Annotated in this window: 25 protein-coding genes and 1 tRNA gene; 9 read left to right on the top strand and 17 right to left on the bottom strand. The window is 54.9% G+C overall.

All coding sequences use genetic code 11. From position 1 onward, the window contains the following. From ACRCWW_RS06880 to ACRCWW_RS06870, 3 genes are all read right to left on the bottom strand, one after another. The coding region (locus tag ACRCWW_RS06880) for a helix-turn-helix domain-containing protein (protein ID WP_438681740.1) at nt 1-137 on the bottom strand (137 nt) is incomplete at its 3' end. 131 nt (nt 138-268) lie between these two features. Further along, nucleotides 269-2,587, bottom strand: coding sequence for an alpha-xylosidase (gene yicI / locus ACRCWW_RS06875; RefSeq protein WP_438681739.1), 2,319 nt, complete (start codon nt 2,585-2,587; stop codon nt 269-271). Between the two features lie 12 nt (nt 2,588-2,599). Then, nucleotides 2,600-3,994, bottom strand: a complete 1,395-nt coding sequence (locus tag ACRCWW_RS06870) for a glycoside-pentoside-hexuronide family transporter (RefSeq protein ID WP_438681738.1) — start codon at nt 3,992-3,994, stop codon at nt 2,600-2,602. A gap of 289 nt (nt 3,995-4,283) precedes the next feature. Between ACRCWW_RS06870 and ACRCWW_RS06865 the strand changes: the two genes are divergently transcribed. From ACRCWW_RS06865 to ACRCWW_RS06855, 3 genes are all read left to right on the top strand, one after another. After that, a tRNA-Sec gene (locus tag ACRCWW_RS06865) sits at nt 4,284-4,378 on the top strand. 152 nt (nt 4,379-4,530) lie between these two features. Next, complete coding sequence (locus ACRCWW_RS06860; RefSeq protein ID WP_438681737.1) at nt 4,531-5,232, top strand: DUF3800 domain-containing protein; 702 nt, start codon at nt 4,531-4,533, stop codon at nt 5,230-5,232. Then, a complete protein-coding gene (locus ACRCWW_RS06855; RefSeq protein WP_438681736.1) occupies nt 5,232-5,705 on the top strand; it encodes an oxidoreductase in 474 nt (157 codons plus the stop codon). The genes ACRCWW_RS06860 and ACRCWW_RS06855 overlap by 1 nt, the downstream gene beginning before the upstream one ends. 198 nt (nt 5,706-5,903) lie before the next feature. Here the strand turns inward: ACRCWW_RS06855 and ACRCWW_RS06850 are convergent, their stop codons facing one another. Then, entirely contained in the window at nt 5,904-6,071 is a 168-nt protein-coding gene (locus ACRCWW_RS06850; RefSeq protein ID WP_438681735.1) for a YlcI/YnfO family protein, read from the bottom strand. 128 nt (nt 6,072-6,199) lie between these two features. Between ACRCWW_RS06850 and ACRCWW_RS06845 the strand changes: the two genes are divergently transcribed. Together ACRCWW_RS06845 and ACRCWW_RS06840 are read left to right on the top strand one after the other, a co-directional pair. Further along, the gene (locus ACRCWW_RS06845; RefSeq protein WP_438681734.1) at nt 6,200-6,490 is read left to right on the top strand and encodes a SymE family type I addiction module toxin; all 291 of its coding nucleotides are present in this window, start codon (nt 6,200-6,202) and stop codon (nt 6,488-6,490) included. Between the two features lie 113 nt (nt 6,491-6,603). Further along, the gene (locus tag ACRCWW_RS06840; RefSeq protein WP_438681733.1) at nt 6,604-7,038 is read left to right on the top strand and encodes a hypothetical protein; all 435 of its coding nucleotides are present in this window, start codon (nt 6,604-6,606) and stop codon (nt 7,036-7,038) included. Nucleotides 7,039-7,050: 12 nt separating this feature from the next. Here the strand turns inward: ACRCWW_RS06840 and ACRCWW_RS06835 are convergent, their stop codons facing one another. The 6 genes from ACRCWW_RS06835 to ACRCWW_RS06810 all read right to left on the bottom strand — a co-directional run bounded on the left by ACRCWW_RS06835 (nt 7,051) and on the right by ACRCWW_RS06810 (nt 12,757). Then, complete coding sequence (locus ACRCWW_RS06835; protein WP_438681732.1) at nt 7,051-7,626, bottom strand: PIN domain-containing protein; 576 nt, start codon at nt 7,624-7,626, stop codon at nt 7,051-7,053. Beyond that, nucleotides 7,627-8,082 (bottom strand): helix-turn-helix domain-containing protein, encoded by a 456-nt coding sequence (locus tag ACRCWW_RS06830; RefSeq protein WP_438681731.1) that lies wholly within the window; start codon nt 8,080-8,082, stop codon nt 7,627-7,629. 148 nt (nt 8,083-8,230) lie between these two features. Then, complete coding sequence (nlpA, locus tag ACRCWW_RS06825) at nt 8,231-9,043, bottom strand: lipoprotein NlpA (protein WP_438681730.1); 813 nt, start codon at nt 9,041-9,043, stop codon at nt 8,231-8,233. A gap of 227 nt (nt 9,044-9,270) precedes the next feature. Then, nucleotides 9,271-10,578, bottom strand: a complete 1,308-nt coding sequence (locus ACRCWW_RS06820; RefSeq protein ID WP_438681729.1) for a serine hydrolase domain-containing protein — start codon at nt 10,576-10,578, stop codon at nt 9,271-9,273. A gap of 107 nt (nt 10,579-10,685) precedes the next feature. Next, complete coding sequence (locus ACRCWW_RS06815; protein ID WP_438681728.1) at nt 10,686-11,156, bottom strand: DUF1348 family protein; 471 nt, start codon at nt 11,154-11,156, stop codon at nt 10,686-10,688. An 86-nt stretch (nt 11,157-11,242) separates the two neighbouring features. Continuing rightward, entirely contained in the window at nt 11,243-12,757 is a 1,515-nt protein-coding gene (locus tag ACRCWW_RS06810) for an MDR family MFS transporter (protein ID WP_438681727.1), read from the bottom strand. Between the two features lie 80 nt (nt 12,758-12,837). Here ACRCWW_RS06810 and ACRCWW_RS06805 point away from each other — a divergent pair, with 80 nt between their 5' ends. Beyond that, nucleotides 12,838-13,512, top strand: coding sequence for a TetR/AcrR family transcriptional regulator (locus ACRCWW_RS06805; protein WP_438681726.1), 675 nt, complete (start codon nt 12,838-12,840; stop codon nt 13,510-13,512). On the opposite strand, the gene ACRCWW_RS06800 is transcribed toward ACRCWW_RS06805, so the two are convergent. Beyond that, nucleotides 13,491-13,907, bottom strand: a complete 417-nt coding sequence (locus ACRCWW_RS06800) for a GNAT family N-acetyltransferase (protein WP_438681725.1) — start codon at nt 13,905-13,907, stop codon at nt 13,491-13,493. The two genes, ACRCWW_RS06805 and ACRCWW_RS06800, sit on opposite strands and share 22 nt — an antisense overlap. Nucleotides 13,908-14,016: 109 nt before the next feature. Here ACRCWW_RS06800 and ACRCWW_RS06795 point away from each other — a divergent pair, with 109 nt between their 5' ends. Continuing rightward, nucleotides 14,017-14,919 (top strand): EamA family transporter, encoded by a 903-nt coding sequence (locus ACRCWW_RS06795; protein WP_438681724.1) that lies wholly within the window; start codon nt 14,017-14,019, stop codon nt 14,917-14,919. A gap of 141 nt (nt 14,920-15,060) precedes the next feature. Further along, complete coding sequence (locus tag ACRCWW_RS06790) at nt 15,061-15,351, top strand: YicS family protein (RefSeq protein ID WP_438681723.1); 291 nt, start codon at nt 15,061-15,063, stop codon at nt 15,349-15,351. An 11-nt stretch (nt 15,352-15,362) separates the two neighbouring features. On the opposite strand, the gene nepI is transcribed toward ACRCWW_RS06790, so the two are convergent. The 3 genes from nepI to ACRCWW_RS06775 form a co-directional block, all read right to left on the bottom strand. Beyond that, a complete protein-coding gene (nepI, locus tag ACRCWW_RS06785) occupies nt 15,363-16,544 on the bottom strand; it encodes a purine ribonucleoside efflux pump NepI (protein WP_438681722.1) in 1,182 nt (393 codons plus the stop codon). Between the two features lie 187 nt (nt 16,545-16,731). After that, nucleotides 16,732-17,262, bottom strand: coding sequence for an SRPBCC domain-containing protein (locus ACRCWW_RS06780; RefSeq protein WP_438681721.1), 531 nt, complete (start codon nt 17,260-17,262; stop codon nt 16,732-16,734). 102 nt (nt 17,263-17,364) lie between these two features. Continuing rightward, nucleotides 17,365-17,817, bottom strand: coding sequence for a DUF1198 family protein (locus tag ACRCWW_RS06775; protein WP_438681720.1), 453 nt, complete (start codon nt 17,815-17,817; stop codon nt 17,365-17,367). A 105-nt stretch (nt 17,818-17,922) separates the two neighbouring features. On the opposite strand from ACRCWW_RS06775, the gene ACRCWW_RS06770 reads away from it, so the two are divergent. After that, entirely contained in the window at nt 17,923-18,843 is a 921-nt protein-coding gene (locus tag ACRCWW_RS06770; RefSeq protein WP_438681719.1) for a LysR family transcriptional regulator, read from the top strand. Here ACRCWW_RS06770 and ilvN read toward each other — a convergent pair. The 3 genes from ilvN to ivbL form a co-directional block, all read right to left on the bottom strand. Next, nucleotides 18,823-19,113 carry an acetolactate synthase small subunit gene (gene ilvN / locus ACRCWW_RS06765; protein WP_154161090.1) on the bottom strand — a complete coding sequence of 97 codons (291 nt, stop codon included), beginning with the start codon at nt 19,111-19,113 and terminating at the stop codon, nt 18,823-18,825. The two genes, ACRCWW_RS06770 and ilvN, sit on opposite strands and share 21 nt — an antisense overlap. 3 nt (nt 19,114-19,116) lie before the next feature. After that, nucleotides 19,117-20,820, bottom strand: coding sequence for an acetolactate synthase large subunit (ilvB, locus tag ACRCWW_RS06760; protein ID WP_438681718.1), 1,704 nt, complete (start codon nt 20,818-20,820; stop codon nt 19,117-19,119). A gap of 102 nt (nt 20,821-20,922) precedes the next feature. Then, on the bottom strand, nt 20,923-20,977 hold a 55-nt coding region (gene ivbL, locus ACRCWW_RS06755; protein ID WP_369605531.1), incomplete at its 5' end, for an ilvB operon leader peptide IvbL.

Genomic DNA, 20,977 nt, shown 5'->3' with positions numbered 1-20,977 from the left:
AGAGAGGAAGGGTCAGAAGGATTGAAGCGCTGAAGCCACTTATAGCCGGTTTTGCGGCTGATGCCGAAGAGACGGCAAAGGGCTGAAAAGGAGTCCGTGCCAACATGGCAGGCACGGATAAATTCAAGGCGTTGCATAGGTTGGGTCTCAGTCCAGGGCATAGCGAGTCTCCTCTTCTATGCCAGTTATAACTGTTACCCATGTATCCGGTCTAAAGTGTTACCCATGTTTCCGGTTCATACCCCAGCGCCACCGGGCACAGCCACCGTTAAAGCGTAATCACCATTTCACTCCCCTGGGCGGCAACCACCATGCCCCACTCGCTGCCAGACTGTGAGCCGCCCTGCACGCCAGCAACCTGCTGCACGTTGCGCAGGCAGAGCGTCCATTTGCTTGCATCTCCACTGCCTTTCACGGTGATGGTGTTGCCCTGGCGTTTCGCGTTCAGCGTAAAGGCAGTTGAACCGTCCGCTGCCGGAACCTGGCACACGGCCTCGCGCCCGTCTTCCAGATGGAACAACTGGAACGCCGTGCCTTCATGCCAGGCGTAGTCTGGCTTCTGCGTATTGTTCCCCAGCGCCAGCAGCGTGTTGTCTCGCACGTACACTGGCAGGCTCAGCGCGTCATGCTGCTGTTTGTGCCAGCGGCTCCCTTGCGCCTCGTCGTTATGCCACAGATGCGTCCAGCGGCCTTCCGGCAGGTAAACCTGCACATCGCCCGTTTCGGAGAACACCGGCGCAACCAGGATTGAATCCCCAAGCATGTACTGACGGTCGAGGTAATCGCACGTCGGATCTTCCGGGAATTCCAGCATCATCGAGCGCAGCATCGGCGTGCCTGTCTCATGCGCGATGGCCGCCTGGCGATAGAGGTACGGCATCATCCGGCATTTCAGCTCGGTAAAGTGACGCACCACGTCGCAGGACTCATCATCGTACGCCCACGGCACACGGTAGGATTTGCTGCCGTGCAGGCGGCTGTGGCTGGATAACAGCCCAAACGCAGCCCAGCGTTTATAGACATGCGCCGGGGCAGTATTTTCGAAGCCGCCGATATCGTGGCTCCAGAAGCCAAAGCCGGACATGCCAATCGACAGACCGCCGCGCAGGCTTTCCGCCATCGATTCGTAGTTGGCGTAGCAGTCGCCGCCCCAGTGCACCGGGAACTGTTGCGCGCCCACGGAGGCCGAACGGGCAAACAGCACCGCTTCCTGCTCACCCACCGTTTCTTTCAGCACGTTCCACACCAGCTCGTTATAGATGAACGCGTAATGGTTGTGCATTTTCTGCGGATCGGAGCCGTCGTGCCAGACGACATCCGTCGGGATGCGCTCGCCGAAGTCGGTTTTGAAGCAGTCCACGCCGATATCCACCAGGCCTTTCAGCTTGTCGGCGTACCATTTGCACGCGTCCGGGTTGGTGAAGTCATAAATCGCCAGCCCCGGCTGCCATTTATCCCACTGCCACACCGAACCGTCCGGGCGTTTCAGCAAATAGCCTTTCTCTTTCAGCTCTTTGAATACCGGAGATTTCTGCCCGATGTACGGGTTGATCCACACGCAGACTTTCAGCCCTTTGGCCTTCAGACGGCGGATCATCCCTTCCGGATCAGGGAACGTCACCGGGTCCCATTCGAAGTCGCACCACTGGAAGGCCTTCATCCAGAAGCAGTCAAAATGGAAGACGTGCAGCGGCAGGTTGCGCTCAGCCATGCCGTCGATAAAGCTGTTCACCGTCGCTTCGTCGTAGTTGGTGGTAAACGAGGTGGTGAGCCACAGGCCAAACGACCACGCCGGAGGTAGCGCAGGACGTCCGGTGAACTGCGTATAGCGGTTCAGCACGTCTTTCGGCGTCGGGCCATCGATCACGAAATACTCGAGGTATTCGCCCTCGACGCTGAACTGCACTTTCGACACTTTCTCGGAGCCGATTTCAAACGACACGTTTTCCGGGTGATTCACCAGCACGCCGTAGCCACGGTTGGTGATATAGAACGGGATGTTTTTGTAGGATTGCTCAGTGCTGGTGCCGCCATCGCGGTTCCAGGTTTCCACCGTCTGACCGTTGCGCACCAGCGCGGTAAAGCGCTCGCCGAGGCCATACACCGTTTCGCCCACGCCCAAATCCAGACGTTCGAACATGTAGTTGCGATCGGTATTCGCATCCTGCACATAGCCGTTATTTTTTACCTGGCTGCCGGTGATGCGCACGCCGTTACGCAGGAAATCGAGCGACCAGAATTCACCTTTGCCAACGCGCACGCTCAGGTTGCCGCTTTTCAGCTCCGCAAACTCAGCAGTGTTCTGCATCTCCACTTTCACGTCTTTCAGCACGTTGAGCGGATAATGTGGGCCGTTATTCATCACCCCCTGGAAATGCTCAATGCGAACGCCGATCACTCCTTCCTGCGGCGAGAAAAAGCGCAGCGTAAACAGCGGGGTATCCAGCTGCCAGGTACGCTCGCGCACATCGCGCGGCGCGGCGTAGACCACCATTTCGTTGCCCTGCTGCTCGACGTCGAACACCTGCAACGGGTGGATAAGATTCAGTCCAGGTTGAATAAGCCAGTTTCCATCACTGATTTTCATGCCTTTTTCCTCTTAGTTCGCGAATTCTTTGCTGACCGGAGCCTTTTCAAACTCCTGCTGATTGCGGCGCGCGCCCTGCGCGATATCCGCCATGATTTTTCTCAGCATGGGGGTTTTCAGCGTGTAGTAACGTTTGGCGATCACGGCGCTCAACAGGTAGCAAGCCGCCGGGACCAGGGTAAACAGAGCGATAATGATGTTGAGAGTGTCGGCGTTCTGGGTTTTCGCCCCGGCATCGTAACCGCCCGCCGCGAGCATCCAGCCGATCATTGCGCCACCCAGCGCCAGGCCAAGCTTCAGCACGAACAGCGTGCCCGCGAAGCTGATGCCGGTCAGGCGTTTGCCGTTGCACCATTCGCCGTAGTCGACGGTATCGGACATCATCACCCACTGAATCGGCGTCACCAGCTGGTGCAGCACGCCAATCACGAAGATGAAGCCGAACATCACGATGTTGGCCTGAATCGGCACGAAGAACATTGCCACGCTCAGCACCGTCAGCGCGGCGTTGGTCCACCAGAACACGCTGACCTTGCATTTCCAGTCGGTGAGCGGTTTCGCCAGCGCGGAGCCAATCAGGTTGCCGACGCAGTAAGTGCAAAGGAATGCGGTGAACAGCCCGGCGGAGCCCATGATCCAGGTGGTGTAATACATCATCGCGCCGCCGCGCACGCACACCGCGAGGATGTTGAGAATGGTCAACAGGCCGACGATGCGCCACTGGTCGTTCTGCAAGATATCACGCAGATCTTCACGCATGGAAGAGCTGCTCGGTGGCACCTGTATGCGCTCTTTGGTGGTGAAGAAGCAGAACGCCAGCATCAGGAAAGCGACCACCGACAGCACCGCAATCCCGCCCTGGAAGCCAAACGCTTTGTCGTCGCCGCCAATCAGGTTTACCAGCGGCATCATCAGCACGGTGGAGAGCATGCCGCCCGCCGTCGCCAGCACGAAGCGCCAGGATTGCAGGGAGATGCGCTGGGCTGGGTCATCGGTGATCACCCCGCCCAGCGCGCAATAAGGAATATTCACCACGGTGTAGAGCAGCGTGAGCAGGGTATACGTCACCGCCGCGTAAATCAGTTTCCCGTTGTGGCTGAGGTCCGGCGAGCTGTAGGCCAGCACGCACACCAGGCCAAACGGGATAGCGCCAAACAAAATCCACGGACGGAACTTACCCCAGCGGCTGCGAGTGCGATCGGCCAGTAAGCCCATGCATGGGTCGGAAATGGCATCCAGCGCGCGGGCCAACAGGAACATGGTGCCGACAAACCCAGCGGGAATACCAAAGATATCGGTATAAAAAAACATCATGTACAACATGACGTTATCAAAAATGATATGGCTGGCGGCATCTCCCATGCCGTAGCCAATCTTCTCCTTCACGGACAACACTTCATGGCTCATTTTTCTGTCCTTCACAACGTCATCAAACATCGGTAACCGGTTACATGTTTGTAATCTATTGGTTCTGCCGATGGAATTCCGATATCTCGTTAGCGGGTTATGTTTCTTGCTTTCTGTGATCGCCGTTCAGGAGAAGAATGTGTAAAAATGTAACTTGCGGATTTTGTGAGGGTTTATGTCAGCAGTGATGCTTTGCTACACAATCAGGAGAAATAATTACAGCAAAGAGTGGGGTAACTGACTGAAAGTAGCTATAATGCGCCCCGCCTCCATGTAGCAATCGAGGCGCGGAAGGTCGTCGTCTCCGGTGAGGCGGCTGGACTTCAACTCCAGTTGGGACCGCCAGCGGCCCCGGGCAGGTTCGACTCCTGTGACTTTCCGCCAAAATTTAGTCCCTATCATTATCTCTGTTTCCTTATTTAGCATTCTAACAACCTTACCATAACCGGGCAGTTTCAAATTTGAACTCACCGAATCGTTGCACTTCTCTTTAAATTCGAGGAAAATTATCTAAGTTTTGATAGGAGAATGTAGCCTTGAACACTAAAATATTTAATGTTTTCTGTGATGAATCGTGCCACCTGTTAAATGATCATCATGAAGTTATGGTAATCGGGGCTGTGTGGTGTCCTGACTCAATTACTAAAAAAATCGCAAGAGATATTAGGGCCATCAAAGTAAAACATAACTTAAATGAAAACTTTGAAATTAAGTGGACTAAAGTATCAAGATCAAAAACAGATTTCTATTTAGAAATAATAGATTACTTTTTTGCAAACCAAGCATTACGCTTTAGAGCTGTTGTCGTCCCAAATAAAAGTAAACTAGATCATGACAGGTTCCATCAAGATCATAATACATTTTATTATAAAATATGTTTTTATGTATTAAAAAACATCATTGAGAACCAGAGTTTATATCGTATTTACTTCGATATAAAAGATACTCTTGGTATCGAAAAGATCGAAAAATTACGTGAAGTATTACATAATGCGGGATATGATTTTAATCGCGAATCGATAGAAAGAATCCAACATATCAGATCTCATGAGGTGCAACAGTTACAATTAGCTGACCTGTTTATTGGTGCATTAGGATACCTTCATCGAGGTTTAATCTCTAATGAAGGAAAAATAAAACTAATTGAAAGGATACGTTTTTACACAAATAGAGATTTGCTAAGAAGCACACTTCCGACTGAAAGAAAGTTCAATGTCTTCGTGTGGGAGTCACGCTGATGCTTGAAATGCCTGAGTTACTGGAATTTAATGGAGTTTGGAATTCATATATCAATAAAGTTTACCATGAATTCCAAATATCTTTTCTCAACATAGGCATTCGTTTCCGGGGCCTCCCCGTTCAACCGCGTTATACACCTGAATATGATGGTAAAGAGTTTGGATTTTGGCATTTAACGTCAGTAGGTGAGAAAGAAGAAGAAAGGACCCCAGATCTCGAACGCTGTGCAAGAATTAGATGGATATCCTTCATGATTCAGCATCACGAAAGTGAACACTTATCGTGCTGGGAAGAGAGGAAAGGCAGTAATAGTGAAATAGTAATCTGGCATGAAGCTGAAAACTACGTGGTCGTGTTGGCAGCCCGCAGGGATTACTGGTTATTGAAAACTGCTTATGTTGTAAATCGCAGCGGTAAGAGACGTCAGTTAATCAATAGCCGAAACAGATCCCAAGCAGCTAAAAAAAGCTGAACCCGATGTACATTTCTATACACCGGGTTCGTACGCTCTTTCTACACGTGGTAGATGAGACACCACTACTCTATGCAACTAAGTTTGTTTAGTCAACCTACATTTGAAATGTCAAGTTACGAAGCGTGTGAGAAAAAAAGTTAATCTGCTGATAAACAATACATTAACAACAAAACCACAATTAATAGTTAATATCTATCAATGACTTCTTAGGCCCAACCTCAACTGACAAGCCTCTTTCACCCACTTACTGAAATTCCCTTTTCCAGCTGCTTTCTCAATCTGTTCTAAAAGCTCATCTTCGAAGCGGATGTTCTTCATGGTGCTCTTTTTTCGGTCGAATTCGGCTTTCTTTTTTTCTTGCATGGTAGGTACCACTTAGGCTAGGTTATGTTCATGTGGTACCTACCACATGAAATCTGTTTACTGTCGATGCCTGATAGTGCGCGAACACGCTCAGGCATCTAACCGCACCAACTATCAAGGAGTTGATTATGGCTGGAAAGCATTCTACCTCAGACCGTTCTGTGATCGGAACCTCGCGTCGGTTCATTGTGGGATATCGTCCACGAAGTAAAGATCGCACTACCCCGAACCTGGTGATTTGTGGCAAGTGGATGAATGAGGCCGGGTTTACTATAGGACATCATATTGCGGCCAAAGTGATGGACGGGTGCATCGTTCTGGTGGCGGATAGCCCGAAAGAGAAAGGGCTGATTGAGGAACTGCGTGAGGCGAAAAAAGCGCTGGCAGAAATTCAGGAATCCTTGTCCGCGCTCCGCTAATCTTTTTCGCTTCCTGCGGCGATCGAGTCAGAAATCTCGTATCGCCGCACTTTTCGGTTTAAGTTTTTCACGCCCTGTGTCGCTCTGGATCGTATTAACCGATGGAGCGCCGCATGAAAAAGTTACTCGTATTACTGTTTCCCCTGCTGCTGGCAGGCTGCGCCACGATTGTGGGCAATAATGAAGAGCGGGTATTCATCGACAGCGTGCCGGAGCACGCCACTTTTGTCATTGCCGACAGCAACGGGCAAATCAAGGCGACAGGCACCACGCCGCAATATGTCACGCTGAAGAAAGCGGACGGCAGCTATTTCGGCAAAATCAATTACACGCTGACGCTGGCGCACGAAGGCTATAACTCGTCGATCATTCCACTCAGCACCCGCTTTAGCCACTGGTACACCTTCGGCAATATCATTTTCTTTGGCGTGCCGGGCTGGCTGATTGTCGATCCGTTCTCGGGCGGGATGTATACGTTTAAGCAAGACCGCATTCAGACTTACCTGCGTCCTTGTCCTCAGGGGCCTTATAACTATATGTGTTCGTAGATATGGGCTGTATCAAAAAGCAAAACGGCTTTCTTTAAGTACCTGAACTGTCTGGGCCAGACCCTGTGCGGATAACATCTCCAGAAATTCGCTGGCTGTCATTGGAGGATGACGTAGCGACGTTCGTTGTCTCCGCACGGCTTCGAGCGCCAGCAATGGATTGAGATCAAAGAAGTCGACGATAAATTCATCAGGATGCAGGGCTTCGATATTGAATGATTTAAGGGAATCCGCCGGAAAGTCTTTGTGATTAAGCGTAACTATCGCTTCAGCGTTGGACCTCAGCACAGCGGCAAGAACATGCCTGTCGTCCGCATCAGGAAGCGTTAAACCCTCCATCAGCGATTCATAACCGGTGACGTTGGCATCCGGTAATGCCATGTTCATCAGCAGGCGCGTCCTTGCCAGAGATTCAGCCTTGATGTCCTGACGGTTCAACAATAAATTCCGACACCACTCATCCTGAATACACTCACTCCATTTTGGCTGATAAAGGCCGACGATCCCCAAATGCATTAACAAATCCCGCAACCGGGCGGGATAGAGCACGCAGGCATCCAGCACCACCGGATACGGCGAATATTCCATTTAATACATCCCTAAGTCCTGCGCCTCATCGGTCAGCGCTTGCATGATGTCGAGGCTTTCATGTTCGCGCTTATTTTTGTACGCCATCAAGTCTGAGAACAGAATTCTCCGGTGACGGCCGATTTTATGAAAAGAAATGCGGCCTGCTTCCAGCAATTTCACCAGATGCGGGCGGGAGACGTTCAGAATATTTGCAGCTTCCTGGGTGGTGAGTTCTGCATGCACTGGAACCACCTGAACGGCATTCCCCGCCGCCAGTTCACGAAGAATTTCGGCAAGCATTTGCATCGCGCTGGTTGGTAGCTCTAGGGTATGGCTTTCCTCGTTTTCGCCCATCAGAGTAATGCGCTGTGATCCCTGTCGGGTTGAAAGCCAGGCTTCAAGCGCTTGCTGCCCACGCAGAGCCAGTTCGCTCTCTTTACTGTCTGGAAGGGTAATCGCTATTTTTGTGGTCATGCTTGTTATCCCTGTTCACTGCCGTTGATGACAGATTAATCGAAATAAACGAAACACACAACAAACGAAATAATCGAAACGAAGCATGCCGCTGTACAAAAAATTCGGGCCAGCATCCCGCTGGCCCTTTTCGCTACAGGTGACTCACTCATTCCCAGCCGGGCACCGCCCCGCCGTTAAAGATTTTTTCTGCCGCTTTCGCCACCTCCGGTGACTGATACGACTGGATAAATTCCTTCACGTTCTCCGCATCTTTGTTGTCTTCGCGGGTCACGATGATATTCACGTAAGGCGAGTTTTTATCTTCGATAAACACGCTGTCATGCACCGGCGACAGGCCCATTTGTTGAATATAGGTGGTGCTGATGATGGCGACATCCACTTTCGGATCGTCCAGCACGCGCGGCAGCTGCGCGCCTTCCATTTCCATGATGTTTAGCTTGCGCGGGTTGTCGCTGATATCGAGCGAGGTCGGCAGCAGGCCTTTGCCTGGTTTCAGGGTAATCAGTTTCTCTTTTTGCAGCAGTAGCAGCGCACGGCCAAGGTTAGTCGGGTCGTTAGGGATGGCGACGGTGGCGCCGTCTTTCAGTTCGGAAACGGATTTAATCTTGCGTGAATACCCCGCCATCGGGAAGACGAACGTGTTGCCGACTGCCACCAGATGGTAGTTATGCGCTTTGTTGTCCTGTTCCAGGAACGGGCGATGCTGAAACACGTTGGCATCCAGCTCTCCGGCGTTGGTGGCATCGTTTGGCAGCAGCGAGCCGCTAAACCCCACCAGCTCCACGTCCAGGCCGAATTTCTCTTTTGCCACCTTTTTGGCGACTTCGGCAACGTCCTGTTCCGCGCCATTAATGACGCCCACTTTAATGTGTTTTGTGCTGTCGCTTTTCTGGTCGCACCCTGTCAGCAGCAAGCCTGCCAGGACGATTGCACTCAGTGAGGTAAAAGATAATTTCACGCTGGCGTTCCTTTTAAAACATTCCGTTAAACAAGGTGTTCCTGATGAAAAATGACTATAACGGCTTTGCGTGAGCGTGGATAAAAACGAAAAGGAATGGATAAGAAGAAAAGATGATAAAGCGGAAATAATGCCCGGTGGCGGCTACGCCTTACCGGGCCTACAAAGCGGACGTACGGGATGGGTTTAGTAGGCCCGGCAAGCAACGCGCCGCCGGGCGAGAAGGGTTACGACTTCGCCAGCGCATTCGCAATCGCATTAAACATCAGCGACGCCTCGAGCGGCTGCGCGCTGAATGACGGCTCCGCTTTCGGCCATGTCGACCACTGCACGATCACCAGTTTTTGCTGCGGATTGACCACAATCACCTGGCCAAAAATGCCCAGCGCCCACATCGTTTCCTGGCTGGATAAGCCTTCTTTCGGGCTGACCTCTTTGGCGTTCACCGGCACGCTGTTGTTCCACCACTGGTAGCCGTACATGCCGTCCGGGTGCGCGGCAGAAACGGATTTCTCCGCCGTGTTCCAGGTTCTGGCGTCTTTTACCCAGTTGTCCGGCAGCATTTTCGTGCCGTCCGGCAATACGCCGTTGTTCATGATAAACAGGCCGAATTTCCCCCAGTCTTCAAGCGTAGCGTTGAAACCGTGTGCGCCAACGTCATGCTTGCCGGGCTGATAGCTGTGCCATACGCCGTCATGCACCATGCCGTACGGCTGCCAGATTTTTTCCTGCAGGTTCTGCGCCAGGGATTTGCCGGTGGCTTTTTCCAGCGTGTCGCCGAGCAGCCATGCGCCACCGGAAGAGTAAGACCAGGCCGCGCCCGGTTTGGCATAGGCGGTACGTTTGGGGTCTTTCACCAGCGCGTTTACGCAGTCGTAAGTGCCCTTGTTCGCTTCGCACTGGGTCAATCTGGCAAAGTCAGACTGCGGGTTGGTGTAGTCTTCATTCCAGGTCACGCCGGAGGTGTGCTGCATCAACTGCCGCACGGTAACGTGTTCCCACGCAGTGCCTTTCACATCCGGGTTGTATTTGACGATCTCATCGTCCAGAGAAGCGATTTTACCCTCTTTCACCGCCACGCCCACCAGCGTGGACACCACCGATTTGCCGACAGAACGCGACGTCCACAATGTGGTTGGCGTGTTGCCGTGGCTGTAATACTGATACGCCACTTTGCCGTCTTTAATCACCATCATGCCGGTGACGTCATTGCGTTTGAGGTAGTCCTGCAAATGATAGCTGTGGCCCTGATAGTCATAGGTGGCCTCTTTTAACGAACGCGTCTCAACCGGGATCGGCTGAGGATTGGCTGCTTTAAAAACATCGCCAGGATAGGAGCGGTAGTCATTACGAAATCCCACCACACGCTGCTGCTGGTTCCAGGTCAGCATGTCTTTCACATCAGGAAGTTGGGTGTCCGCCGGAGCCGGGCAGGTCGTCAACTGAGGCACGCCGCAGTCATTGGCGGCGCTGGCCTGTAGCGTGAAGCCCAGACATAAAGCCAGCAGACAGAGTTGAGTGTTCATCTTGCGCATAAACGTACCTTTCATCGTTTTGTTTTATGGGATGTCGGGTCACACTGTAGGCGAGATTTTTCGCAGAGTGCAGTCAGTAAGTGGGGGAAAATCCCCCACCAGGTGAATTACAACCCTAAGGCGCTGAGGCCGGGATGATCGTCAGGGCGTCGCCCCTGCGGCCAGTGGAACAGGCGTTCGTATTCGGTGATCGGCACGTCGTTGATGCAGGCATAACGTTTGCTCATCAGGCCATTCTCATCGAACTCCCAGTTTTCGTTGCCGTACGAGCGATACCAGTTCCCGCTGTCGTCGTGCCACTCATAGGCGAAGCGTACGGCGATGCGGTTGTCGGTAAACGCCCACAGCTCTTTGATCAGCCGATACTCCAGCTCCTTGTGCCACTTGCGTTGCAGGAAGGCCACAATCTGCTCGCGCCCGTCGACAAACTCGCTGCGGTTGCGCCAGCTGCTGTCAGGCGTGTAGGCCAGAGACACTTTCTCGGGATTGCGGCTGTTCCAGCCGTCTTCTGCGGCGCGAACCTTTTGTCTCGCTGTTTCAAGGGTAAACGGGGGCAAGGGCGGGCGTTGGTCAGTCATGGTGGCTCTCCGGTCAGGTCAGTCCCCTCATCCTGGCACAACGGGATAAAAACGAAACCGGGAAGTTTGCGCTTCCCGGTCTGCGGTTAGTGATGTGATTTTTTCAGCGGTGATTCCCGCAGGAACCACGACAGGACAAACGCCAGCACCATGATGCAGGCCGCCATCATAAAGGCTGCGTGAATGGCGGCCCCGAAGGCGTCGAGGTAATCCACGCGCAGCGCGTCCGGCAGATGATGCACCGCCACCGGGTTCATGCCGCGTGGCATTTCTGCGCCTTCTGGCAACAGCTTCGTGAGGTTCGCCTGCAGCACGTGGGTGAACACGGCACCGAACAATGCCACACCAATCGATCCGCCAATCGAGCGGAACAACGTGACACCTGACGTCGCCACACCATACAGATTCGGCGCGACGGAGTTTTGCACCGCCAGCACCAGCACCTGCATCACCAGGCCAAGCCCCATCCCCAGCACGCCGGTAAACAAATACAGGTGCCAGGTCGGCGAATCAATGGTGATGCGCGTCAGCAGGAGCATTCCGCAGAAGCCCAGCAGCGTGCCGAGGATCGGGAACAGGCGATATTTGCCGGTGCGGCTGATGATGCGCCCGCTGATGATCGAGGTCACCAGCAGGCCGCCCATCAGCGGGATCAGCTGCAAACCGGCCTGGGTTGGCGTGGCATCTTTCACCACCTGCAAATACAGCGGCAGGAAGGTTACAGAGCCAAACAGCGACATTCCGATAATAAAACCGATCAGGCTGCACAGCAGGAAGCTACGGTCACGGAACAGCGACAGCGGGATAATCGGTTCAAACGCCAGACGTTCTTCATAGATAAACCCGGCGATACCCACCAGACCAAACGCCAGAATGCACCACAGCTGCGGGTCGCTCCATTCGCGCACCGTGCCGCCTTCGGTGGTGAACAGCGTGATGCACAGCAGCGCCATGCTGAGATACAGCGCGCCCAGCCAGTCAATCTGATGTTCACTGCGTTTGTTGCTGCTGTGGAACACCGCACCAATCACCAGCAAAGCAAACAGACCCAACGGCAGGTTGATGTAGAAGATCCAGCGCCAGGAGGTGTGTTGCACAATAAACCCGCCGATCAGCGGGCCAATCACCGTCGCCAGACCAAACACACCGCCAAACAATCCCTGATAACGCCCACGGTCGGCAGGCGGGATCACATCCGCCACCGCCGCCATGCTGATAACCATCAGGCCGCCACCGCCGAGGCCTTGCAGGGCACGCATGATGACCAGCTGCGTCATGTTCTGCGCCAGGCCGCACAGCGCGGAGCCTGCCAGAAACAGAACGATGGCGATTTGCAGCACGCGCTTACGGCCAAACAGATCACCGAATTTCCCGTACAGCGGCACCACGATGGTGGATGTCAGAATGTACGCGGTAACGACCCACGACAGCTTATCGAGGCCGCCGAGTTCACCGACGATAGTCGGCAGCGCGGTCGAGACAATCGTCTGATCCAGTGCCGACAGCAGCATCACCAGCAGCAGCGCACTGAACAACAGACGAACAGATTTCACGCCCGTTGCCGGAACATGCTGGGGTTGAGTCATTGTTTTCGACTCCATAACAGGGCTCACTTGAAATTAATTAACTACACAATTAATATTTGTGTAGCTTATCATTCAGGTCAAGAGTTAGCTATCCGATGCCCGCACAGAAAGACAAAGAACAGTCTGAGAAACCACGCCGCCCTGGCCGCCCGCGCGGCAAGAAAGCCGGGGCCGATAACCGCGAACAGCTAATGGACATCGCGTTGATGCTGTTTGCTCGCCAGGGCATTGCCCGCGTTTCGCTGAATGCGATCGCCAAAGAAGCCGGCGTGACGCCCGCGATGCTGCATTACTACTTCACCTCACGCGAAGCGCTTGTGGAACAGCTGCTGGAAGAACGCTTTATGCCGCTGCGCAACCGCATCAGCCTGGTGTTTAGCGAGCATCCTGGCGACCCGATAACCTCGCTCACGCTGATGGTGAAAGTGCTGGCGGAATTAGCAGAACAGAACGCGTGGTTTGCGCCGCTGTGGATGCAGGAGATGATTGGTGAGATGCCGATCCTGCGCCAGCATATGCACGCCCGTTTCGGCGATGATAAACATCAACAGATGCTGACCACCATAAAGGGCTGGCAGGAGCGCGGAAAACTCAACGCAGAGCTGTCGCCCGAGCTGCTGATCACCACGCTGATAAGCCTGGTGCTGGTGCCGTTTTCCCGGCTGCGTACCGATGAACGCATGAAAAACCTCTCCCCCGACACCATCGTGCGCCATGCGCTGGCGCTCATGGGCCAGGGGATTGGCGGTCAGAGGGATTTGGTCAGGTAGTGGCGCTGCATGCCCTGATACGGGAAATCCTGAATGCTGTTGTGCAGCGTAAAGCCACATTTTTGATAAAACGGCAGCGCCTGGAAACTGGCGGTATCGACCAGCATATGGCGGCAGCCCCATTCCAGAATCCGGGCTTCGGCGGTGCGAATAAGCTCGCTGCCAAGGCCAGTGCCGCGCGTTTCTTCGCTCACCCACAGAAAATCAATGCACAGCCAGTCGCCCTTGCGTTTGCCAATCAGCCCGCCGAGCATGTTGCCGTTTTCGTCTCGGGCGTAGACGCCGAGGCTGTGCCAGTCGCTGATATCAATAAACTGGCGATTAAAGGCGCGCAGGCCATCGAGGAGTTCTTCCTGATCTTCAGGGGTAATCTGCTCTTTCACTTCTATTTTCATCGCCGGTCTCCTTGTCGTTATTGCCTCTGGTTATATCACTGCCAATGAGAGCCCGGCAATCGGCTGTGTTATTCTCTCCACTCACACAAATCAGGTTGTTGAGGATGAGATGGGAGCCACACACAAAGGGATGCTGAACGTACTGATCGCCGCCGTCTTGTGGGGCAGTTCAGGCGTTTGCGCGCAGTACATCATGGAGCAGAGCCAGATGTCGTCGCAGTTTTTGACGATGGTACGCCTGATTTTCGCGGGCCTGATTTTGCTGATGCTCGGCTTCGTGCATGGCGATAACATCTTCCGCATTCTGAAAGACCGTAAAGACGCCCTGAGCCTGCTGCTGTTTTCCGTGGTGGGCGCGCTGACGGTTCAGCTCACCTTCCTGATGACCATCGAAAAATCGAACGCCGCCACAGCGACAGTGTTGCAGTTCTTATCGCCGACCATCATCGTGGCGTGGTTTGCGATAGTGCGAAAATCCCGCCCTGGCGGTCTGGTGTTCGCCGCTATTTTTACCTCGCTGATTGGCACTTTTTTGCTGGTGACGCACGGTAATCCTACCTCGCTGTCTGTCTCGCCTTCAGCGTTGTTCTGGGGCATCGCCTCGGCCTTTGCCGCTGCGTTCTACACGACTTATCCCTCGCAGCTGATTGCGCGTTACGGCACGCTGCCCATTGTCGGCTGGAGCATGCTGCTCGGCGGCGCGTTCCTGCTGCCGTTTTATGCCGGGGAAGGGATGAGCTTTGTGATTAACGGCAGCCTGCTGCTGGCGTTTTTCTATCTGGTGGTGATCGGCACGTCGCTGACCTTCAGCCTGTACCTGAAAGGCGCGCAGATGATTGGTGGCCCGAAAGCCAGTATTTTAAGCTGTGCGGAACCGCTCAGCAGCGCCCTGCTTTCGGTGCTATTACTGGGCGTGAGCTTTGCCCTGCCTGACTGGTTAGGCACGCTGCTGATCCTGTCGTCAGTAGTGCTGATTTCGCTCGACTCGCGCCGCCACGCGCGGCTCAGTTAATGGCGAACGCTGTCAATCATGCCTTTGCACGATTATTTTTCTAATGCACTGATTTAGAAATAAATTATCCTGGCCGCATTTGCGCATCAGGCGGCCTGCATATAGAGTTAATGGATGATGTCGCCACATAAGAGAACCCCCATGAAAACAGCTCCCCTGCTTTGCCTGCTGGCCTGCATGACCGTTCCGGCCGCATTTGCGAGCACCCCTCTGAAGGGCCTGCAGTTTGAAGCACAGAAACAGCAGGTCATGAAGGACGTGAAGAAAACCTGCACGCCCAGCAAAAACATGAGCGATACCGATTTCGGCAACAAAATTCTCGCCAATGAAGAGAACAAGCTGCACGTCCGGGACGCCACCATTGCGCTGGAGCGCAACAACCAGAAAAACTACTGGGACGCCATCGGGCAAATCCAGTGCCCGGATATGTAATCCGGGCCAGGTTATTTCATACGGACTTTTGTCGCCACCAGCAGCGCGGTGAGGAGCATCAGCGTGCCGGAAAGCATCAGTGGCGACAGCAAGCCAAAGTGGTCCAGCGCGAAACCACCCACGGCGGCACCACAGGTATTGGCTAACTGAATCACCGCCACCTGAATCGACCCGGCTTTTTCCGCCTGATCGGAGAGCGAACGGGTTATCCACGTTGACCAGCCGACCGGCACCAGCGCAAAGGCAAAGCCCCAGATAACCGCCACCGTTGCCGCCACCATTTTCTCACTGCCCCACAGCACCAGCACCGCCGCACTGACTGCAAGAATCAGCGGCGCGCACGCCAGCGCCAGTTTGACCGAATGTTTGAGGATCGGCGCTGAAAGCGAGGTGCCAATAAAACTGGCGATACCAAAACTCAGCAGCACCAGCGTCAGGCCGTCTACATCAAAGCCCGCCAGTGTCATGAACACCGGGCGAATATAGGTGAAGAAAGCGAACTGCCCGGCGAAGGCCATGAAAATAGCCGTCATTCCCGCCAATACGCCAGGTCGTTTCAGTAAGCCAAACATGTTGGCTTTCTGCCCGGCTTCACCCGGCAACGACGGCAACGCTTTCCAGACCCAAACCACGCAAAGCAGGCCCATCAACGCTGCGCCATTGAAGACATTACGCCAGCCAATAATTCCGCCGAGGAAACTGCCGAGCGGCGCGGCAATCACCAGCGCTATCGACACCGCCCCAAAGATAACGGAGAGCGCCTTTGGCACCACGCGAGCGGGCACCAGACGCATGGTCAGCGAAGCCGACATCGCCCAGAATCCCCCGAGCGCAAGACCAAGGCAGGCGCGGCCTAAAAGCAAAAGGCTGAAGCTCGAAGCAAAGGACACCAGCAGGCAAGACGCGGTAAGCAGCACGGCAAACAGGATGACGATCAGACGCCGGTCGGTGCGGCCAATCACATGCGTCACAAACAGGCTGGCAAACATCGCCACAAACGCCGTAGTGGTGACGGACTGCCCGGCAACCCCTTCAGTAATGCCGAGTTCCTGCGCCATTGGCGTCAGCAGGCTGACCGGCAGAAATTCCACGGTAATCAGGCAGGCTACGCAGAACGCGACAGCAAATACCGCAGACCAGTTAGGCCGCGTGAGGGTGTCGTCAGGGGATAATTTGGCTGTGCATTCGCTCATGGGAACCTGCGCTGTTTGGGGGAAAGTTGCGCAGTGTAACATTTTATTTGTGACGCATTTAACGTTTTGGCAACTATCCCGGATAACCCCTCTCCCTAACCCTCTCCCAAGGGGAGAGGGAACTGGAATGGAGCCGCCCTCGGTTTCTCCCTCTCCCTGTGGGAGAGGGCCGGGGAGAGGGGAAATCTTACGCTCTGGCCCCAAAAGCAGCAGAAACCAGCCCATCAATCCACGCCTGGTGCCCGTTAATCATCAGGTTTGGCGTGGTTGCCGCCAGTTGCTGCGCCGGGATCCCTTTCTGCGACTCCTGCGTCAAAATCCGCACCCGGCCGCCGGGCAGGTCTTCAAACAGCCACGCGTGGATCACATCCAGACGCGACTGCTCGTCGCCCTCCACCCAGCCATGCCAGGCCACGCGTGCGGCCCGCCCCGGCTGCGGTGGCACGTATTCGGTCACCTGCGCTTCGACCGGGAAGCCAAATGTCGTAAAGCGAAAGCGAGCACTGGCACTCAGCTCAGGGCCGCTGCCATCGTGAAAACGAATGTCTTCGGCATTGCTGTAGTAAGTCGGCCACAGGGACGTGTCGTTGAGCTGCGCCCAGACCTGTTGCGCGGTCAGTCCGGCCACAATGATTTCGTTGGAGGCAAAGTTGTCGGTGGTGCCTGGCAGGTAATCGTCTGGCCAGACAATAGCGCTTTGCATGGTTGATTGAGTCATTTCACACCTCGTCAGTGAACAGGTTAACGAGGAGCAGTGTGTACGTCGCAGTGATATAAATCGAATGGCAATCGCTGATAACGATCATCATTCACGGTGATATCAGTGCAGCCAGGTGACGCCATCCTGCGGCATAAACAGCTGGTTATAACGATGCTGGAAGCTGTTTAAATCATTTATATCCGGCTCAATCTCACGTAAGAAACTGAGCGCCAGACGAATTTGTGCGTCGGTCACCGGAGCTGCCAGCCGTGCTTTTTGCATCTGGCGATGCCAGTACAGCAGATTGCTTTCACTGCCATCAACCACTGCCACCTGCCAGATAAGCAAAACCTGCGCGGCATTTTGCAAATGCGCTTCGTTTGGGCGTTCAAGATAGTGCAGAAACTCGTCGCCCTGCTTTTTCCCCATCTGATCGATCATCGATTCTATCGGCATCGGCGTTACGCTCAACCGTTCACTCAGGCGTTTTATCGCCCGCCGTGAACTGGAGGTCAGCACCCGAAATCCCACCACAAACACCACCGCCAGGGTGGCTAACATCAACCAGATCATGCGTCCTCTCAGCTTACTTTCGCCCCGACATCATAAAGACATCCGGGGCTATGTCGACAGCCAGACATGCCATAATGTGATTTATCACCGGAACGGATATATATCATGAATGCTGATATCAGGAATCTCGATCTCAACTTATTGCGCGCACTGGATGCATTACTGGACGAACGCAGCGTGACGCGTGCGGCGACTCGCCTGTCCCTGACCCAACCTGCGGTTAGCGGTATGCTGACGCGTTTGCGCGATGCGTTCGATGATCCTCTGTTTATCCGTGCACCGCACGGCATGGTGCCTACGCTCAGGGCTCAGACGCTGGCCGCGCCCATTAAACAGGTGCTGGCAGATATCGACATGCTGTTGCAGCCGACCCGTTTCGATCCGCAAACCGCGACGCTGACCTGGACCATTGCTGCGACCGATTACGCCCTGAAAGCGGTGATTGTGCCGTTTATAGCCGCTCTCAAGCTGCGCGCGCCGGGCATTCGTATTCGCGTCGTTGCCGTGGAAGCAGAAAAGCTGTTCGCACAGGCCGAACGTGGAGACATCGACGTAGCGCTGCTGACACCGCACTCCACGCCTGGCGAGTTACACGGACGCGCGCTGTATGACGAAGAGTTTGTCTGCATGCTGCGAGCCGATCACCCGGATGCGGGTGCGCCGTTGACGCTCGACCGCTTCTGCGCGCTGGAACATGTGCTGGTGTCCTGGCAGGGCGACAGCTTCCGAGGGATCACTGACGATGCGCTGGCGACAATGGGCCGTGAACGGCGCATCGGCCTGTCCGTCAGCAGTTTTCTGGTGGTGCCGGAAGTCTTAGCGGTGAGCGATATGATAAGCGTGGTGCCGAAACGGCTGGCTGGCGCCGCAAGCGGGTTTTGCCTGCTCGCACCGCCATTGCCGATTCCGGGTTTTACCAAAAGTATGGCGTGGCATGAACGCAGCCACCGGGACCCTGCTCATCAGTGGCTGCGCAACCTGCTGCTGGAAACCAGCCAGCAGGGATCACTCAAAAAAGAGTCCTAGCTTGTTGAACACGCCCGGGTCGCTTTGGTGACGGACCACCTGCGTGACGTCTTCCAGTTTGTCGATTTGGCTGATCATCTGCTCCAGACGCTGATCGTTATTCACCAGCAGCCAGATCCGGCTTTTATCGCTGTTCTGGATCGGCAGACAAAGAATGCCTTCCACGTTAAACGCACGGCGAGCAAACAGGCCGCAGACGTGGGTCATTACGCCAGGGTGGTTACGCACGGTGAGTTCCAGAATCACGTTGTCATGAATCGCGTTTTGCATGGCTTATTCCCCCACCATTTCAGTATTTGCAGCGCCCGGCGGCACCATTGGCCAGACTTTTTGTTCAGGATCGATACGCACATGGATCAGCGCCGGCCCCGGACGAGAGATAATCTCCTGCAACGCCGCCTGCGGGTCTTCCGCTGCGTTGAGGTCGCAGGTTTGCAGGCCAAAGCCCTGAGCAATCTGCATAAAGTTAATCATTCCCGGGTAGGTCGCCGCAAACACGCCCTGTTTGTAGAACAGGCTCTGCTGCTGATGCACCAGGCCCAGCGCTTCGTTGTTCATCAGGATAATTTTCACGTCGAGCTGATTTTCTGCCGCCGTCGCCATTTCCTGAATGTTCATCATCAGGCTGCCATCGCCGGAGAAACACAGCACTTTACGGTGAGGATTCGCCAGCGCTGCGCCAATGGCCGCAGGCAGGCCAAAGCCCATGGTGCCGAGGCCGCCAGAGGTCAGCCACTGACGAGGGCGGTTTAACGGGTAGGCCTGCGCCGTCCACATCTGGTGCTGACCCACGTCGGTGGTCACAATCGCTTCATCGTCAACGCAGGCCGCCACGGCGTTAATCAGCCCGTAATGCGTCAGCGGATCGCCCGCTTGCGGAATGGCTGACGGGAACTCCTGCTGCAAATCTGCCACCAGCTGACGCCACTCGGTGCGCGACTGCGCTTCAATCAGCGGGATCAGTTGGTCGAGCACTTCGCCCACATCGGCCTGCATCGCCACGTGCGGCTGCTTGATTTTGCCAAGCTCTGCGCGGTCGATATCCACGTGAATAATTTTGGCATTCGGGCAGAACTGCTCAGTTTTACCAATCGCCCGGTCATCAAAACGCGCCCCTAAAACAATCAGCAAATCAGATTCTTGAAGAATGAAATTGGTGCTGCGCGCGCCGTGCATTCCCAGCATGCCAAGCGACAGCGGGTGTGCTTTGGGCAGCATGCCGAGCGCCATCAGCGTCATGGTGGTCGGCAGGTTGGCTTTTTCCGCCAGCTTGCGGATTTGCTCCGGCGCGTTAATCACCCCGCCGCCCAGATAAAGCACCGGGCGTTTGGCGGCGTTAATCATCGCCGCCGCTTCGCGTACGTCGCTCAGATTAAACACGGGCGCTGGCGCTTTGCAGCCCGGCATCGGCAGATCGTCGATGTCGATTTCTGCGGTCTGAACATCCTTCGGAATATCCACCCACACCGGGCCTGGGCGGCCAGACTGGGCAATGCGAAACGCATCGCTTATCACCTGCGGAAGCTCGGCTATATCGCGCACTAAGTAGTTATGTTTGGTGATAGGGATAGAGATGCCGTAGGTGTCCACTTCCTGAAACGCGTCGGTGCCGATCATTGAGGCCGGAACCTGCCCGGTGATGCACACCAGGGGAATGGAGTCGAGGCGCGCGTCTGCGATGGCGGTGACCAGGTTGGTCGCCCCAGGGCCGCTACAGGCCATGCAAACGGCCGGTTTGCCCTGCGTACGCGCCATGCCCTGAGCAATAAACCCCGCGCCCTGTTCGTGGCGAGCCAGCACATGGTGAATCTGTTTGCTTTGGCTCAGCGCATCGTACAGCGGTAATACGGTTCCGCCCGGGATGCCGGTGACGGTGGTGATGCCCTGACGCTCCAGCAAGTGAACGATCAGCTGTGCGCCAGTAAAACGCTTTGCCTGAGATGTTGCTTGTGACGACTGCGTGCCCGAAGTAGCCATGCTCCAGTCCTTCTTCTTCTGGGCCGACTTTCCGGGGAGGCTTAAACGAAAAACCCCGCCCGGTTTGCGCCGGCGGGGTTTTGGAATCGTGTGTTCCGGACCCTACGGCGCATTGCCGACGACCACCACCACACGCACGACGACCACTGCGGCTGGT

This window comes from Scandinavium sp., assembly GCF_051650185.1.
Taxonomy (GTDB): Bacteria; Pseudomonadota; Gammaproteobacteria; order Enterobacterales; family Enterobacteriaceae; genus Scandinavium.
The sequence above is the reverse complement of the archived record's forward strand: the minus strand, read 5'-3'. Positions and strand labels throughout refer to the sequence as shown.